We start from the raw sequence: 15,605 nt of genomic DNA on the forward strand, positions 1-15,605 counted from the left end.
AGTAAGGGAGTGTTCACTTAGAATTTGTATTCAATACCAACACCTAGGTAATCTTGGTCAACTTGATTGTCTGTATCAAACGTTGAGTAGAAACCAAATACTTTGGTGTTTTTGTTTAGCTTGTGATCAACACCTGCAGAAATAGCTGTTTTCTTATCGCCTTCATCAAAGTCAATTACTTGGTACTGTACTTTGAATGTGTTGCTATTCATTTGGTAAGCAGCATTTACTAAGTAGCCATCAGCTTCTGCGCTACCATCCACTTTTTCTTGTGTTTGGTACATAGCACCTAGTTTGAAGTCACCTAGTTTACCTTGTACTGTTGCACGAACAATGTCGTAACCTTTTACTTCGCTGTCAGCTGCAACTGATGCATAAAGTTTGCTTTCTTTAAGTTTTGCATCGCCGTAAGTTAACGCTACTGAGTACCCGTTATCAGCATCTACATCATCTTCAGCTACATAAGTTGCTAATACTTTGAAGCCACTGAAGTCTTTAGAAGCATAAGAAATGGTGTCGCCTAAACGGTTTTCGCCTTTAAATACGTTCTTGATATCGCCTTCAAGGTCATTGAATAAATCAACTTTACCTTGAGATTGCTTCATTGCTGTATCGTTACGACCGATAACAACTTGACCAAAGCTACCTTTCACACCCACGTATTGATTACGCGCAGTGATGTTATCGTCGTTGTCGCCTTTTGAATCAGCGTCAGATACGTCTACACCAAACTCAAATTTATAAACCGCTTCTAAGCCTTCAGAAATTTTTTCTGAACCTTTTAAGCCAAAACGTGAGTTATTGCTTTTAATTTCAGTGAAAGACCCTTCGCCATCATCTGATGATTGAACAGTCACGTTTGCTTTACCATATACATCTACATCAGCTAGTGCAGAAAAAGATAAACCACCAAATAAAGCTAGGAATAAGCTAGACTTTGCAAATTTCATGTCGTTTCCTCAATAATCGCAACAAAAAACACATGTTGTGTTTCAATGCGCGCAGTGTGACAGTAAAAAATGACAGAAAGATGACAGTTGAAATAAAAGCGTCAATTTAGCTTCATAAAATGTAATTAATTTTGAAATAAAAACGTAACTCACTGTTGTAAAATTAAATTTTTATGAAAGCTAAATTAAATTAATTTTAAGCTTTTATTTGTAGCTCAGTTAATAAAGTGACTAACTTCTCTAACAGAGGGGTTTGCTCGTTGTCTCTGTGGTAAGCAACAAACACATCACGCGATGTATGCGCAACATCTTCAACATGATAAAGCTCACCAGATTTAAGCTGCTCTTCAACTAATAACTGAGGAATAAAGGCACTGCCGCCGCACTTCAAAATTAAATCAAGCGCAATACGGCCCGTACTGGTTCTAAAATACGGAGGGGCGTGGCCGTTAAACTCACGAGCATGCCATAAAGAAAAGGTGGTACCCCAATCAACATACACATATTGGTTATCGAAAAAGTTTTCACTATTTGCTGTTTCAAACGCGCTCACAGGAATAATAGGTAACTCACAAATTCGCTGTACAACCAGTTCATCTACTTTAGGGGGATCGAACAACACAGCTAAATCTAGAGTACGTTCCAGTAATAAGCGAGTACTCTCTTGTTGTGCTTTGACTTCAGCAACTAACGACACACCCGGCATAGCAGAAACAATATTAGTAATACCAAACTGTAAAAATGCATCCCAAATATTAGGTGTTCCTGCTAAGCTAATTTGCTTATGCATATTATCTGCAAGTGCCACATCAACTTTTGCGCGCTGCATACCCGTAATGATCATTTGTGCATGTGGCAGTAATCGCTCACCAGGCGCCGTTAACTGTATGTTGTTACGTTGGCGAATAAATAAGTTAACGCCTAAACCTTGCTCTAATTGTCGGATCCGAAAACTCACCGCAGACTGTGTAATATATAAATTTTCAGCTGCCTTACCGAAATGGCGCGTACGGACCACTTCAACAAAAGTCTTCAATAAATCGATATCCATTTTTTACCCTTACGATAAAAATAATTTGTTTAATAAAATCGACAACTTGATCCATACTCCAGCAAGAAATTAGGGCATGAGGATAAAGCCATGAGCAATGACATTTCATCACTTCGTCAGGCATTTGCAAGCCAACGTCAATTTTATGATGATCAAAATTTCCCACGCGGTTTTGGTCGTAGTGGTCACTTCACTTTGCTAGAAGCCGACATTCTCGAGCAGCATGGTGTTGTTCTAAAGGGTTTATACAACAAAACCCTAGAACCACAAAATGAATTTCAAACTCAATTTGTACAAGTTGTTACTGGTAATCTTGAAGCGACCAATGCAATTGAACGTGCTTGGGTCAAATACCTAAAGCAAACCACTTGCAAAACGAAATTTCATACATTGTTTGGACGTTCCCGTATTGCAAACCCAACAACACAAAGCGTTGAATATTATTCTGAGTCAGACAGCTTATAACGATTTGCTTTTTTAGGCTTTTAAGGTTAAAACTTGTAGTAACTATTGCTTCGCCAAAAAGTTATAACAAGGCAAACCGTGACTAGAAGAATATTAATAATTGAAGATACGCCAACGATTGCGCGAGTGCAAAAGCATATCGCGCAAAAAGTTGGTTATGAAGCCGATATTGCAGGCTCGTTGGCTGAAGCAAAAAAGTTAGTTGAAGAGCACTCTTATTTCTGCTCGGTAGTAGACTTTATTCTACCTGATGCACCAAAAGGCGAAGCAATTCCTTTTACTATCGCCTCTGATATTCCCACAATTGTCATGACGGGAAACCTAGATGAGACAACGCGTAATATTGTCGAAAAGCACCCAATAATTGACTACATTACTAAAGAAAATAAACAAGCTTATCAGTATCTAGAAAAACAACTCGCTCGCTTGCCTCGAAATGAACAAGTGCAAGTTCTTGTCGTTGATGATTCAGCGGCAACTCGCCACCACATTTGTAACTTATTAACTCGTCACAAATACCAAACCATTGAAGCTGTTGATGGTGTCGACGCTTTAAAAGTACTGGCTGAAAACCCAAAAATATCGGTGATCATTACCGATAACGAAATGCCAAACATGAATGGGGATGAGCTTTGTGTTGAAATTCGTCGTTTATATTCCAATGATGAAAAAGCCATAATCGGCATTTCTGCACTCGATACTCTGCACTTATCAACGCGCTTTTTAAAATCTGGTGCAGACGATTACCTTCGCAAGCCATTTAATAATGAAGAATTCTATTGCCGGCTAAGTCAAAACGTCGACATGCTTGAAAACATTAAAACGATTCGTTTACAGGCAAATACTGATTACCTCACTAAGCTGCCTAATCGCCGCTATTTCTTTGGTGAAGCAAACAGCCACCTCAAAGCTGCAAAACTGGCAGAAAACTCTGTCTCTTTAGCTATGATCGATATTGACCACTTTAAATCAATAAACGATAACTATGGTCATGATGCCGGTGATGAAGTGCTTAAAGGCCTATCGCAATGTATGGCAAAGTATTTTAAAAATAATTTAGTTGGCCGCTTTGGTGGTGAAGAGTTTGCAGTATATTTTGCAGATCAAGACCGACATGAATCGTTACAGCGTTTAGAAAAATTCCGCTTATTTGTTGAAAAGCACAGCCCTGAATTTAGCAAAGACCGTATCAAGTTTACGCTGTCGATTGGTTTTCATAATGGGCCTATTTATAGTTTAGATGAACTAATAAAACAGGCCGATCTAAAGCTTTATCAAGCAAAAGAGTCTGGGCGCAACAAGCTAATAAGCTAAGCCTATACAGGCTTAGTCACTGCCTCTAATTTCGCTTTGCGTTGCTTACGACTTTGGCGGTACGAATCCCAACTGAATAACGCCAAAGCGCTCCAAATACAGGCAAAGGTCACCACACGCTCAGCATCAAATACCTCACCATAAAAAGCCACGGCAAGCATAAACATTAAACTTGGACCTATGTACTGAAAAAAGCCTAATGTGCTGTACTGAAGGCGTTTTGCTGCACCGGTAAAACACAACAGTGGTAAAGTTGTCACCACTCCTGCACTTATCAGTAACACGTTAATATGCCAATCATTTGCAGTTAAATCAGAGCTTGGCGAAGGCGCCATAAACCACCAGTAAATAAGTGCAACAGGTAATAAGATAAGTGCTTCGAGCAATAACCCTGGTAATGATTCAATCGGCAGCTTTTTGCGTAAAAGACCATAAATAGCAAACGAGCCAGCTAGCGAAAAAGCAACCACAGGAAATGATCCAAAGCTCACTAATTGAAGCAACACACCACAAAGCGCGAGGCCTACAGCAACGCCTTGCCATTTACGCAGCCGCTCACCTAAAAACAACATACCAAGCAACACATTTAGTAGTGGGTTGATGTAATAACCTAAACTAGCATCGAGCATGTGATTATTGTTCACCGCCCAAATAAATAACCCCCAGTTAAAGCCAAGTAAACTTGCTGTTATTACCAACATCAAAAGTAATTTAGGTTGCCCAAGCACAATTCGAATACGCTGCCATTGATGACGAGCTGCAATAATAAGAAGTAAAAATAACACCGACCAAATAACACGGTGCATTAAGATCTCAAAAGCAGAAACCTGCTGAAGAAATTTAAAATAAATGGGTGCAAGACCCCACATAAAAAAGGCTAAACAAGCGAAAATGACACCTTTTCGCTGCTCAATGTTGGTAGGCATAAGTTTGGCTTTATAGTTTAAAAGCGCTATTTTACGCCCCCTAAACAGTGACGCAACCAAAACACGCTAAATAAGCCCATGTATTTACTTCTTAAAAGGGACTGCCATTGTTGCAAAGTAACGCCGTGACATTAAGCTCCTGTGAAACGCTGAATTCTGCATTTTGAGGTAGTTTGGGTATATTGCTAAAGACATCGCTATAAAAAACCACTAAAATGCTCGGCGATGAATACCAATACCGCAATGTCCAACACACCCGTTCGATCACCACAAGCCGTACTTAAACAAGTGTTTGGTTACAAGGACTTTCGTGATGGCCAAGAAGCGATTATAGCCGCAGCGCTAGACGGCCAAGACTCGCTTGTACTTCTACCAACGGGTGGAGGCAAATCATTATGCTATCAAGTACCCGCTTTGATCCTCGATGGTGTTACTGTGGTTATCTCGCCGCTTATATCCTTGATGCAAGACCAAGTTGCCCAACTAAGAGCGCTCGGCGTGCAAGCGGCCTACATCAATAACAGCCTGCCTTTTGAAGAGCAACAAGCTGTCTATCAACAATTACACTACGGCCAAATTAAGCTGTTATATGTTGCACCAGAAAAAGTATTACAACACGAATTTTTAGAGCGCTTGAGTCATCTTAAACTCGCACTTTTTGCTATTGATGAAGCTCACTGTGTGTCGCATTGGGGGCATGACTTTAGGCCGCATTACTGTCGGCTCAACGAGTTAAAGCAACGCTTTATGCACGTGCCCATGATGGCCCTTACAGCAACGGCAGATAAAGCAACTCGTTACGATATTATTGAACAGCTTCAGCTTAACCACCCTTACGTGCACACTGGTAGCTTCGATAGACCTAACATTCGTTACACCATAGAAGAAAAATTCAAACCTATGGTACAGCTGCTTCGATATTTAAAAGAGCAGCAAAATCAAAGCGGCATTATTTATTGCACCAGCCGCAAACGGGTTGATGATGTAGCCGAAAAACTTGCTGACGCAGGGTTTAATGCCGCCGCCTACCATGCAGGTATGAGCAATGAACAACGCCAATTTGTGCAATCGGGCTTTGCCCGTGACGATATTCAAATTGTGGTTGCGACCGTTGCCTTTGGCATGGGGATTAATAAACCAAACGTACGTTTTGTGGTGCATTACGATATTCCAAAAAGCATTGAGGCTTACTACCAAGAGACCGGTCGAGCAGGTCGTGATGGTCTGGCTGCAGAAGCGATAATGTATTTTGATCCGGCCGATATTGGTCGCGTACGCCGCTTTTTTGAAGATATTGAAGACGAGCAACGGCGTCGTGTTGAAGAGCAACGCTTTAATGCTATGGCCAGCTTTGCCGAAGCACAAACATGCCGCAGACAAATTTTGCTAAATTACTTTAGTGAATATAAGCGCGAAACCTGTGGTAACTGTGATATTTGCTTAAACCCACCGACTAGCTTTGATGGCACACTTGTCGCACAACAAGCTCTCTCGTGTGTGTATCGTGCAGAACAACGTTTTGGTATTGGCTATATTGTTGAGTTACTGCGCGGCGCAAACACTAGCCGTATTCGTGATAACAATCACCACCAGCTAAGCACCTATGGCATAGGAAAAGAGCATAGTGTGGAGTTCTGGCTAAGTATTTTAAGGCAGCTTATCCATCAAGGGTTATTAAGCCAAGATATTACCCAAGGCTCTTCATTACGCTTAACCGAAGCCGCCCGTGCGGTGCTTAAAAGTGAGTATGCACTGCAACTTGCTGAACCTCGCCTACAAGCTAAGCACGTTTACCAAGATAAACTTGCTCAGTTTAATTACGATAAAAAGCTGTTTGCAAAATTACGTGCCTTACGTAAAGAGTTGGCAGATGCTGATGATGTACCACCTTATGTGGTATTCAATGATAAAACTCTCGCTGAAATGGCGCAGCTCATGCCAACCAATGACAGTGAGTTTTTGAAGGTATCAGGAGTTGGTTTCACTAAGCTCAATAAGTACGGCGAACCGTTTTTAAATACCATTCGCGACTATCTTGCCGCTAATTAGGACTGCTATGACTGAACTAAGCTATGATGCTGAGCATGAAATCATTCTCATAACGTCAAGTGAGCTTCCACACGACGAAGACTTTGAACTTTGGGCAACCCTTTTCTTACACGCTCCAGCAATAACAACCGCCGACTTTGATGCTGGCGCTGATCGTCATCAATTACGCTTTCACTTTACAGATCATAGTTTTAATCTAAACTTTGAACATTACAGTGAAAGTATTTGGATTAATGCTGAAGGCATTGAGGCCAGTGCAGTTTTACCGCAACTTTATCAATATTTAGTCATGCAATTACAATAATAAGCTAGACTTTTTTCCACGCTTAGTATGTAGTAGTTGCACAGGACATACTCAACTAAGGGTGTAAATGGGATTTAAGCAGTCGCACTTTGTTGCTAGGCTAATAACACTATTACCAATCTGCATAGCAGCCAATGTTCATGCAGAGCAGCAATTCACTGACGATAATAATTATTGTCAAAACCAGCGCACGCTTAAATCGCAAGATAATAACTTACGCCGCCAACTCGATGCAGATAATCCATTTCCCGATGCTGCTAATAACCGTAAAATAGTCGCCATTGAACTTGAACAGCTAAACGTCTTTAACACTAAGCTAGAAGAAGAAAATAACTTTTTATTCCGGTTTGCCAATCGCGCTCACATGACGACTGAGCCAGAGGTAATACACAGCGTTTTATTGTTCGAAGAAGGTGATGTTTACAATCCACGTAAATTACTAGAGTCAGAGCGGTTACTGCGTAAACAAGGCTATTTATATGATGCACGTATCAACGCAAAGCTCGATTGTGATGGCAACGTCCATGTAAAAGTCATTACGCGCGATCTGTGGACTTTATTACCAGAAATAAGCTTTAGCCGTAGCGGCGGTGAGAATGAGTCGAGTATCGGCTTTCGCGAGTCAAACTTTTTAGGCTGGGGTAAACGAGTGTCATTTAGCCGCACCCGTGATGCTGATCGCACAGGTTACCTATTTGTGTATGACGATCCACATATATTCTCTAGCCGTTATCAAGGCCGTTTAGAATATTCAGACAACGATGACGGTAAACGTCATTATCTCGATGTAAGCTATCCGTTTTTCTCGATTGATACGCCCTACAGCTACGGTGTGACAAGTTACTCTGATCAACGCCGAGAGTCACTTTACTATCGCGGCGATGTAGTTAGCGAATTTGAGCAAAAGACCATTTTAAACCGTGCTTACTTTGGTCACTCATCACAACTTGGCAATAGCTGGACTCAGCGTATCAAACTCGGGGTAGAAAGTCGTAAAGATACTTTCAAGGCCATATCATTAACGAATTTACCTATTGCTGAAGACCGAACGCTCAACTACCCCTATGTTAGTGCACAGTGGTTTGAAGATCATTACGTTAAGGTAAGAAATTTCGATAGTATCTACCGAACAGAAGATTTAAACCTCGGTTGGAATATCCGCGCTTTACTCGGTTATTCGAGTAAAGATTTTAGCGACGATGCCAGCCGTACTATTTACTCGTTATCTTTATCAAAGGCGCATTACTCTGGAGACAACCAATTGTGGCGCTTTAAAGCAGACCTTGATGGCTACTGGAATGAAGAAACCGATGACGTCGAAAACCTGTTTGCCAGCACGCAGTTACAGTATTACCTCAATACCACACTAAGACAAAGCTGGTATGCCAAAGCCCGCCTACAATATGCAGAAAATCTCACTGCTGATAAGCAACTCACGATTGGTGGGGAGAATGGCCTGCGTGGATACCCGCTTGACTACCAAGTTGGCGACCGCAGCTTTTTAGTGACTTTAGAGAAGCGCTACTACTGGGAATATGACTTACTGCAATTGTTTAAAGTGGGTGGTGCCGCGTTTTATGATATTGGTAGAGCTTGGTATAACAACAAAGATAATGGCGATAACGGTAACGTGCTGCAAAATGTGGGAGTGGGCCTTCGCTTAGCGCCAAGCCGTGCCAATGCCGGTACGGTAATTCACCTAGATATTGCCGCACCAATTAACAAACAAGATGATGATATCGACTCTGTGCAGTGGCTAGTAACGGTTAAAAATACCTTTTAAAGTAGTGTTATTGTTTAGCTAAAAAGCTAAAATCGAAACGTAAAATATTAACTTAGGAACCCTTTTGGACTTCGTCGAATTCTTTAACGAGCAATATCATTTAATCGTGACTGTCATCGCAGTTTTGCTTTACCCGCTGCTTCGTAAAACCACCAAAAAACTGCTGTTAAAAGCAATTAAAGGCAAAGCTGATCCGCATCGTGAATACCGTGCTGAGCTGTTGCTCAATATCATTCTTGCCATTGTCATGCTGTGTTTAGTATTGGTTTTTTGGGGTATAGAGCTACGCGGCTTACTAGTACTTGGCTCATCCATTTTTGCCATGCTAGGTGTCGCGCTTTTTGCAGCCTGGTCGTTACTAAGTAACCTAACAGCCTTCTTGTTGATGTTTATTCAAAACGACTGCCGCGTTGGCTTTTGGGTGAGAGTAATTGATGGTGCAAACTTCTTAGAAGGCCGCATTATCGAAATGGGACTAATGAACGTGGTACTTGAACACGTTGATGGTCACAAAGTGATTTACCCAAACAACATCTTTGTTACCCGCCCTGTGATGGTCCTAAAAAACCCACCTACGGCAACCAAAGCGCCAACCATAAAACGTATTTTAGGTCCAAAAAAGTAACGACTTAAAGTTAACGAGATGCTTGCTAAAGAGGTGTTTTTTTTCTGCTTCCATAGGCGATTAATATAAAACTAAATAAAATGACTAAAGGGTGAAATAACACAATGTGAACAACACTTTGCTCAGTAAAAAAGCCGTGCGTAAGTGAAATAGCAAGCGTGCATAAGCCTGTATAAAATAGAAAAATTTTCATCTTTGATCCTTTAGTCATTCTTACGACAATTAAGTAAGTAAAAAAACTATAAACCTTGTACTTGCTCTAAGGTCATGTATTAGATGGGGGCAGGCGGATACAAAAAAGCCAAACAGGTAGTTTGGCTTTTTGAATTACAGAATAGGGTATTAGTTATTTAATTCTGCGGTTTTTAACTCGTCTTCAATATCACTTATTTCATCAATAAAGTTTTCGAGCTGTTGTTCAACTAAGCTGTTTGCGTGAGCAAAGTAAGCAAGATGGAACACGGCATCCCCCTCGTTTACCAGCGGCATGGTTTGTTGACCAATGACAATACCGCTGCGCGGCGCTAGTAACTCAAGCTCAGCATCACCAAGAGGGCTGCTAATATAAGCTAGAACCTGCCCTTTCATTACTCGCTCACCGAGTGACACTTGTGCACGAACAATACCGTCAACTTCAGCGCGTACCCAACTCGTCGAGCTTGCAATAATCGGCTCTGGTAACTTTTTAGCACGCTTGCCACGCACCATTTTTAAATGGCGCATGACATAGTCAACACCTTGCACACCAGCTGCAATGGCTATTGGATCAAAGCGTAGCGCTTCGCCGGCTTCATAGGTAATAACGGGTATTCCTAAATTGGCCGCTTCACTGCGCAATGAGCCATTACGAAGTGACGCGTCAATCACCGCTGGAGTACCAAACGCTTTTGCCATAGCCGCCGTTGCAGGGTCGCTCAAATTGGCACGAATTTGTGGCAAGTTAGTTCGGTGAATTGCACCTGTGTGCAAATCAATAATATGCGTACAATGCATTGCCACCTGAGTAAAAAACGCATTCGCCATTCGCCCTGCTAACGAGCCTCGTGTTGAGCCCGGAAAACTGCGGTTCATGTCACGGCGGTCTGGTAAATAGCGTGACTTGTGAATAAAGCCAAACACATTCACAATCGGTACCGCAATAATAGTACCGCGCAATTGCTCCGGATCGATTTTAGCAAGCAACTGCCTAACAACCTCAACACCATTGAGCTCATCACCGTGAATTGCAGCACATACCATTAATACAGGCCCTTGCTGCACACCATTGACGACTTCAATTGGAATATTTAACGGCGAGTGGGTGTAAAGCTTGGCAGCTTCAATCGCAAATGTTTTACGTTCGCCAACACCAACCGTATCGCCTAAAATTGAAAACGGTGTATTTTTCTTAACCTTAGCCACGCACTTTTCCTTTTAATAGAGCGCTTATTTTCCTATGGGTAAAGGCTTAACCTTTACCACGCGTTGCAGTTCTTTTTGATGCCGCTGTTTTTTCAATAAACTCAACAATCATGCCTGCAATGTCTTTGCCGGTTGCAACTTCAATACCTTCAAGACCAGGTGAAGAGTTAACCTCCATCACCAATGGACCACGTGCAGAGCGAAGTAAATCAACACCCGCTACGTTTAAACCCATCGCTTTAGCAGCTGCAACCGCTGTTCTTCTCTCTTCTGGAGTAATACGAACCAATGTCGCACTACCACCTCGGTGTAAATTAGAGCGGAATTCACCTTCTTGCGCTTGACGCTTCATCGCAGCAATTACTTTGTCGCCTAAAACGAAACAACGAATGTCTGCACCACCGGCTTCTTTGATGTACTCTTGCACCATAATATTGGCTTTTAAGCCCATAAACGCTTCAATTACACTTTCTGCAGCTTTACGTGTTTCAGCTAATACCACACCAATACCTTGGGTACCTTCAAGTAGCTTAATAACCACTGGTGTGCCACCCACCATGCTTAATAAATCTTTTACATCATCAGGTTTACTTGCAAAGCCTGTTACTGGCATACCCACACCTTTACGTGAAAGTAGCTGTAATGAACGTAACTTATCGCGCGAGCGAGTGATCGCCACTGATTCATTGACAGGGAATACCCCCATCATTTCAAACTGACGTAATACCGCACAGCCATAAAAGGTCACTGATGAACCAATACGCGGTACGATAGCGTCAAAATCTTTTAAATTTTCACCGCGGTAATGGATTTCAGGCTGCTCTGAATTGATGTTCATATAACAACGAAGTGCATCAATTACTTTCACTTCGTGACCACGTTGCTCTGCTGCTTCAATTAAGCGACGTGTTGAATATAAATTTTGGTTGCGAGATAAAATACCAAGTTTCATAGTTAAAAACCTTAACTGATAAACTCATACACGTAACAACGTGTGATAAGTCCTTTTCCTATAATAAATGAGATAAAGCCGGATCAACGACTATGCGATTTTCCATTGCTGTACGCCCTAACAACATTCTAAACTTCATTGTTGAACGGTTACTTAAAGTCACCCTTACAGGCCAGCTTTGGGTTCCTGCGACTAATTTTGTTTCAATAAAGTAGCGTAGCTCACGCTGACCGCTTGAACTGGTCACATACTTACGCTCAACTACTTTGGCGCGACACTCTACCGTTGTTTCTACATCGTCTTGTAGAGGATGGGTAGTAAATTTCACCCATGCTTCGCCATTTTCTGAAAATTCCTCAATGTCAAAAGCATGAATACATGAAGTTCTTGCTCCGGTATCAACTTTTGCTTTGATTTTTTCTATTCCCAGTTCAGGCAGGCCAAGCCATTCTCGCCAGCCAACAATAATTTTTGCGCTCATTAATGTGCCCTCTATAAAAAAGTGTCTTATACGCTACAGAGCTAGAAACACCAACGAAATATATTTATCCCCTCGATAAATCGATTTAATTGACGTAGGCTAAACTATAATCAACTATATCCCACTATTTGTAAAACGAGAGTTCAATATGATCAATGGGTTACTTCATGTCTTAATCTTAGACGAACAAGGCGGCGCACGTGCTATTGAAAATAGTACTGAGCTGCAAAATTGGCAACCCGAACACGGAAAACTTTGGGTGCACATGGACTACAGTCAAGCTGAAGCCGTTGAATGGCTTGAGCAAAGTAATTTATTAACTGATTACGAACTTGAGTCGCTGATTGCCGATGAAACACGCCCGCGTTTAAGTAAAGTCACTAATGGTAATATGCTGTTTTTACGTGGAGTTAACTTAAACCCAGCGCAAAGTCCAGAAGACATGGTCTCGCTACGCTTGTTTATTAACGAAAACATTGTGGTCACAACACGTAAGCGCCGTTTATTATCGGTGCAAGATATTGTTGAATCGTTCGATGGCAGCAATGGTCCTTGCACAATTTCTGAGTTAGTGTGCCAATTAGCGCAAAACCTAACCTCGCGTATGCAAGCTGTTATCGACAATTTAGATGACACACTCGATGGATTTGAAGATGAAATTGATGAACCAAACAAAGGCTTTGATCATCAATCATTAGCACAAATTCGCCGCCAGACAATCGCGTTAAAACGTTATCTACGGCCACAAAAAGAAGCACTTATTACTTTGTTAAACAACAAGTATAAGTGGTTAGATGAAGACGATAAGGCACGCTTAAACGAAACAACTAATATGTTGATCCGTTATTTAGAAGAGCTAGATAGCTCAATTGAACGCGCGCAAATTATTCAACAAGCAATTACTAGCCAAGTATCTGAGCAACTAAATCAGCGCATGTATGTGATGTCGGTGGTTGCTGCATTGTTTTTACCACTTGGCTTCTTAACAGGCTTATTAGGTGTAAACGTAGGCGGTATTCCGGGCACTGAAAGCCCTTACGCATTTAGCTTGTTTATTATTTTCTTGGTGGTGCTAACCGTTGGGATTGGCATTTACTTTAAAAATAAAAAATGGCTATAGCTCGACAACCTTTTTAATTAAATCAAGGCGGACGGCATGTTCGCCTTTTTTTGTTGCCAAAATCAGGTGCTCGCCACCGGAGTTGAGTATCTTCAAGGTCTTTGCCTTACCTTCTAACTGCTCACCAGATTCTAAGGTAATGCGTAATAAAGAGTTATGCATGCACCATAATATATATTTATCGTAGTCGCCACAGGCGATGGGTTGATAAGTCATTGGCTTTTGAGACTGCTGAAGGAATAAATCGAGCTTAGAAGATATTAAAGTGAAGAGCAAATGGCGCTCTCGGCAGGGATCGAACCTGCAACTTAGCCTCCGGAGGGCCACGTGATATCCATTTCACCACGAGAGCACATTTGTCGTTATCAATACTGACTCGCGATATCAGCATGACAACCCGGCAATGATAATGGCATCTTGCGCTAAATGCTAGCATCAAGGCCTTTATATGCACACAAATTCAGCAATTTGCATTAAAACACTTCACTTTCGTGCAGAACCAAGGTATTAACGTATACTTAATAAAATTAATAACAAGGTGGCAGTATTGCCATGTAAGGGGAATTTGATCATGAGTTTAATGTCTACAGAGCAAGTCGCGGAATTTTTGGGTGTAAAAGTTGAACGCGTAAAGCGCCTTGCTCGCGAACATTTACTGATATCGAAATCACAAGATGACAAAGGGGAGCCTTTGTTTGAACAAGAAGATGTAAAAAAATATAAAGAACTTGCTGAGCGAATTGGCGGTCTTTAATTTTTAGCTTTTTCTATGAAGTGGTTAAGCTGTGTTAGCAGTGGCGCCACTTTATCCATCGCACCACGTTGTTCATACCAACAAATACATAAAAGTAAAAACAGCGCATGAAATGCCGCGAGCTTTTCAACTGATAAGTAAAACTCGTGATGTTCGCACACTAACGCTTGGTAATGTTTAAGTAACGCCAGTTGCTGCTCATCATTTAACGCAAAGCTCACCACCAGCGCAGCTAAGTCAAAGTAAACATCGTTGCTTTTGGCATATTCAAAGTCGATTAAAAACATACCCGTCTCATTCACAATGATATTTTCTTTCACTAAATCATTATGACAAAAGCCCATGTCTTTAGGTGCACTATCAATATAAGCCAGTGACTGCTTAATTAGCTCTGTGTGTTGCTGGTATCGCGCTGTTTGCTGGTAGTAGTTAATTTCATAAGCAATATTCATCGGCTCAGTTAGCACAGGGTAACGGTGTAAATTAACTAAGTCGGGCAATAAGCTACTACAAAATTCACCGCTGGCAATACTACCTGCCACGTATTCGAAAATAGCCGTGTCGGTTGCTTGTTCTAACCAAAGTGGGGCTGGGCAGCAGCTTTGCTTTGCAAAATGCGCTTGCGCTGCAAGACCAATCGCCGGCCAGTGGTCGCGATAGTGCTTAACCAAAAAATCTTGGCTTGCTGTTTTTACTAGGTAGTTATCATTGCTTAACCCCTCAACCAGTGGACTGATTGAGGTGATAACTAAACGTGAGTTGAAGCGCGTAAAAAGCGCGTGAATTTGTTGCTCAGTTTTCATCTATAGCTGTGCAAGCGGCTTAGCCTGATGCTGCTCGTATTCTTCATACCAAGTTTTAAAGCCCCATGCGGCCATAATGGTGTAAAACACGAAAAGTACTAAGGTTGGGTAATACCCTTTTTCAAAGTACAGATACATAGATGCTGCATCAATTACAATCCAGTACAACCAGTTTTCCAGCACCTTCTTGGCAACAAGGTAGGTTGTCACCACCGCAAAACAGGTGGTAAAGCTGTCTAGATAAGCAAAATCAGCGTGAGTGTAATTGGTCATCACAAAACCAATGGCAACTGAGGCCAGTGAGGTGGCAAGCAAAATCACCGCATGGCGCTTTAATGACCATGAAATAATGGGCAGATGATCTTTATTATTCATGCCCCTGCGCCAAACCACCCAACCATATACCGCCATATACATGTAGTAAAAATTAAGTAGCGACTCCATCAACAGTGCGCCATTCCAGTACATTACGGTATAAATAAAGGTGCTCACAAACGCGGCTGGCCAACACCATAAGCTTTCTTTAATCGCTAACAGTAAATACGCCATCGATAGGGCAACGGCAATATATTCCCAATGCGACATGGCAGTAAAGCCAGAGAAGGTTTCGCTTAAAAATTCCATAAC

Annotated in this window: 17 protein-coding genes and 1 tRNA gene; 8 read left to right on the top strand and 10 right to left on the bottom strand. The window is 41.6% G+C overall.

Annotation, left to right across the window (positions count from 1 at the left end; all coding sequences use genetic code 11):
- Positions 1-17: 17 nt before the first annotated feature.
- Positions 18-950 carry a porin gene (locus L1266_RS18475; RefSeq protein ID WP_138601117.1) on the bottom strand — a complete coding sequence of 311 codons (933 nt, stop codon included), beginning with the start codon at positions 948-950 and terminating at the stop codon, positions 18-20.
- Positions 951-1,146: 196 nt separating this feature from the next.
- On the bottom strand, positions 1,147-2,001 hold the full coding sequence (locus tag L1266_RS18480) for a LysR family transcriptional regulator (RefSeq protein ID WP_054554216.1): 855 nt from the start codon (positions 1,999-2,001) through the stop codon (positions 1,147-1,149).
- 90 nt (positions 2,002-2,091) lie between these two features.
- On the opposite strand from L1266_RS18480, the gene L1266_RS18485 reads away from it, so the two are divergent.
- Positions 2,092-2,466, top strand: coding sequence for a DUF413 domain-containing protein (locus tag L1266_RS18485; protein ID WP_054554215.1), 375 nt, complete (start codon positions 2,092-2,094; stop codon positions 2,464-2,466).
- 78 nt (positions 2,467-2,544) lie between these two features.
- Positions 2,545-3,780 (top strand): GGDEF domain-containing response regulator, encoded by a 1,236-nt coding sequence (locus tag L1266_RS18490; protein WP_054554214.1) that lies wholly within the window; start codon positions 2,545-2,547, stop codon positions 3,778-3,780.
- A 2-nt stretch (positions 3,781-3,782) separates the two neighbouring features.
- On the opposite strand, the gene rarD is transcribed toward L1266_RS18490, so the two are convergent.
- A complete protein-coding gene (gene rarD / locus L1266_RS18495) occupies positions 3,783-4,706 on the bottom strand; it encodes an EamA family transporter RarD (RefSeq protein ID WP_054554213.1) in 924 nt (307 codons plus the stop codon).
- 225 nt (positions 4,707-4,931) lie between these two features.
- On the opposite strand from rarD, the gene recQ reads away from it, so the two are divergent.
- The 4 genes from recQ (at position 4,932) to L1266_RS18515 (ending at position 9,467) form a co-directional block, all read left to right on the top strand.
- Complete coding sequence (recQ, locus tag L1266_RS18500) at positions 4,932-6,755, top strand: DNA helicase RecQ (RefSeq protein ID WP_138601124.1); 1,824 nt, start codon at positions 4,932-4,934, stop codon at positions 6,753-6,755.
- A 7-nt stretch (positions 6,756-6,762) separates the two neighbouring features.
- On the top strand, positions 6,763-7,059 hold the full coding sequence (locus L1266_RS18505; RefSeq protein WP_138601126.1) for a DUF3630 family protein: 297 nt from the start codon (positions 6,763-6,765) through the stop codon (positions 7,057-7,059).
- A 67-nt stretch (positions 7,060-7,126) separates the two neighbouring features.
- Complete coding sequence (locus tag L1266_RS18510; protein ID WP_235378094.1) at positions 7,127-8,842, top strand: BamA/TamA family outer membrane protein; 1,716 nt, start codon at positions 7,127-7,129, stop codon at positions 8,840-8,842.
- A 64-nt stretch (positions 8,843-8,906) separates the two neighbouring features.
- Positions 8,907-9,467: a mechanosensitive ion channel domain-containing protein gene (locus L1266_RS18515; RefSeq protein WP_095209703.1), complete on the top strand. Its 561-nt coding sequence runs from the start codon at positions 8,907-8,909 to the stop codon at positions 9,465-9,467.
- 342 nt (positions 9,468-9,809) lie between these two features.
- Here the strand turns inward: L1266_RS18515 and L1266_RS18520 are convergent, their stop codons facing one another.
- The 3 genes from L1266_RS18520 to L1266_RS18530 are packed head-to-tail and all read right to left on the bottom strand — an operon-like array spanning position 9,810 to position 12,301.
- Positions 9,810-10,868: a succinylglutamate desuccinylase/aspartoacylase family protein gene (locus tag L1266_RS18520; RefSeq protein WP_138601134.1), complete on the bottom strand. Its 1,059-nt coding sequence runs from the start codon at positions 10,866-10,868 to the stop codon at positions 9,810-9,812.
- A gap of 46 nt (positions 10,869-10,914) precedes the next feature.
- Complete coding sequence (gene rimK, locus L1266_RS18525; RefSeq protein ID WP_054554209.1) at positions 10,915-11,820, bottom strand: 30S ribosomal protein S6--L-glutamate ligase; 906 nt, start codon at positions 11,818-11,820, stop codon at positions 10,915-10,917.
- Positions 11,821-11,878: 58 nt separating this feature from the next.
- A complete protein-coding gene (locus tag L1266_RS18530; protein WP_054554208.1) occupies positions 11,879-12,301 on the bottom strand; it encodes an ATP-dependent zinc protease family protein in 423 nt (140 codons plus the stop codon).
- Positions 12,302-12,449: 148 nt separating this feature from the next.
- Here L1266_RS18530 and zntB point away from each other — a divergent pair, with 148 nt between their 5' ends.
- The gene (zntB, locus tag L1266_RS18535; RefSeq protein ID WP_054554207.1) at positions 12,450-13,421 is read left to right on the top strand and encodes a zinc transporter ZntB; all 972 of its coding nucleotides are present in this window, start codon (positions 12,450-12,452) and stop codon (positions 13,419-13,421) included.
- Here zntB and L1266_RS18540 read toward each other — a convergent pair.
- Positions 13,416-13,637 carry a Rho-binding antiterminator gene (locus tag L1266_RS18540; protein WP_235378095.1) on the bottom strand — a complete coding sequence of 74 codons (222 nt, stop codon included), beginning with the start codon at positions 13,635-13,637 and terminating at the stop codon, positions 13,416-13,418. The genes zntB and L1266_RS18540 overlap by 6 nt on opposite strands.
- Before the next feature lie 61 nt (positions 13,638-13,698).
- Positions 13,699-13,773, bottom strand: a tRNA-Arg gene (locus L1266_RS18545).
- Positions 13,774-13,992: 219 nt separating this feature from the next.
- Between L1266_RS18545 and L1266_RS18550 the strand changes: the two genes are divergently transcribed.
- Positions 13,993-14,175 carry a hypothetical protein gene (locus L1266_RS18550; RefSeq protein ID WP_054554205.1) on the top strand — a complete coding sequence of 61 codons (183 nt, stop codon included), beginning with the start codon at positions 13,993-13,995 and terminating at the stop codon, positions 14,173-14,175.
- On the opposite strand, the gene L1266_RS18555 is transcribed toward L1266_RS18550, so the two are convergent.
- Together L1266_RS18555 and pnuC are read right to left on the bottom strand one after the other, a co-directional pair.
- Positions 14,172-14,978 carry a phosphotransferase family protein gene (locus L1266_RS18555; RefSeq protein WP_054554204.1) on the bottom strand — a complete coding sequence of 269 codons (807 nt, stop codon included), beginning with the start codon at positions 14,976-14,978 and terminating at the stop codon, positions 14,172-14,174. The genes L1266_RS18550 and L1266_RS18555 overlap by 4 nt on opposite strands.
- Complete coding sequence (gene pnuC / locus L1266_RS18560; protein ID WP_058583797.1) at positions 14,979-15,602, bottom strand: nicotinamide riboside transporter PnuC; 624 nt, start codon at positions 15,600-15,602, stop codon at positions 14,979-14,981.
- Between the last annotated feature and the right edge of the window lie 3 nt (positions 15,603-15,605).

It is taken from the genome of Pseudoalteromonas sp. Cn5-37 (genome assembly GCF_021532495.1).
Taxonomy (GTDB): Bacteria; Pseudomonadota; Gammaproteobacteria; order Enterobacterales; family Alteromonadaceae; genus Pseudoalteromonas; species Pseudoalteromonas simplex.

What these genes read in the sequence shown, in the direction of transcription:
- L1266_RS18475 (WP_138601117.1), bottom strand. Translation starts at nt 950, where the DNA reads ATGAAATTTGCAAAGTCTAGCTTATTCCTAGCTTTATTTGGTGGTTTA.
- L1266_RS18480 (WP_054554216.1), bottom strand. Translation starts at nt 2,001, where the DNA reads ATGGATATCGATTTATTGAAGACTTTTGTTGAAGTGGTCCGTACGCGC.
- L1266_RS18485 (WP_054554215.1), top strand. Translation starts at nt 2,092, where the DNA reads ATGAGCAATGACATTTCATCACTTCGTCAGGCATTTGCAAGCCAACGT.
- rarD (WP_054554213.1), bottom strand. Translation starts at nt 4,706, where the DNA reads ATGCCTACCAACATTGAGCAGCGAAAAGGTGTCATTTTCGCTTGTTTA.
- recQ (WP_138601124.1), top strand. Translation starts at nt 4,932, where the DNA reads ATGAATACCAATACCGCAATGTCCAACACACCCGTTCGATCACCACAA.
- L1266_RS18505 (WP_138601126.1), top strand. Translation starts at nt 6,763, where the DNA reads ATGACTGAACTAAGCTATGATGCTGAGCATGAAATCATTCTCATAACG.
- L1266_RS18510 (WP_235378094.1), top strand. Translation starts at nt 7,127, where the DNA reads ATGGGATTTAAGCAGTCGCACTTTGTTGCTAGGCTAATAACACTATTA.
- rimK (WP_054554209.1), bottom strand. Translation starts at nt 11,820, where the DNA reads ATGAAACTTGGTATTTTATCTCGCAACCAAAATTTATATTCAACACGT.
- L1266_RS18530 (WP_054554208.1), bottom strand. Translation starts at nt 12,301, where the DNA reads ATGAGCGCAAAAATTATTGTTGGCTGGCGAGAATGGCTTGGCCTGCCT.
- zntB (WP_054554207.1), top strand. Translation starts at nt 12,450, where the DNA reads ATGATCAATGGGTTACTTCATGTCTTAATCTTAGACGAACAAGGCGGC.
- L1266_RS18540 (WP_235378095.1), bottom strand. Translation starts at nt 13,637, where the DNA reads ATGACTTATCAACCCATCGCCTGTGGCGACTACGATAAATATATATTA.
- L1266_RS18550 (WP_054554205.1), top strand. Translation starts at nt 13,993, where the DNA reads ATGAGTTTAATGTCTACAGAGCAAGTCGCGGAATTTTTGGGTGTAAAA.
- L1266_RS18555 (WP_054554204.1), bottom strand. Translation starts at nt 14,978, where the DNA reads ATGAAAACTGAGCAACAAATTCACGCGCTTTTTACGCGCTTCAACTCA.
- pnuC (WP_058583797.1), bottom strand. Translation starts at nt 15,602, where the DNA reads ATGGAATTTTTAAGCGAAACCTTCTCTGGCTTTACTGCCATGTCGCAT.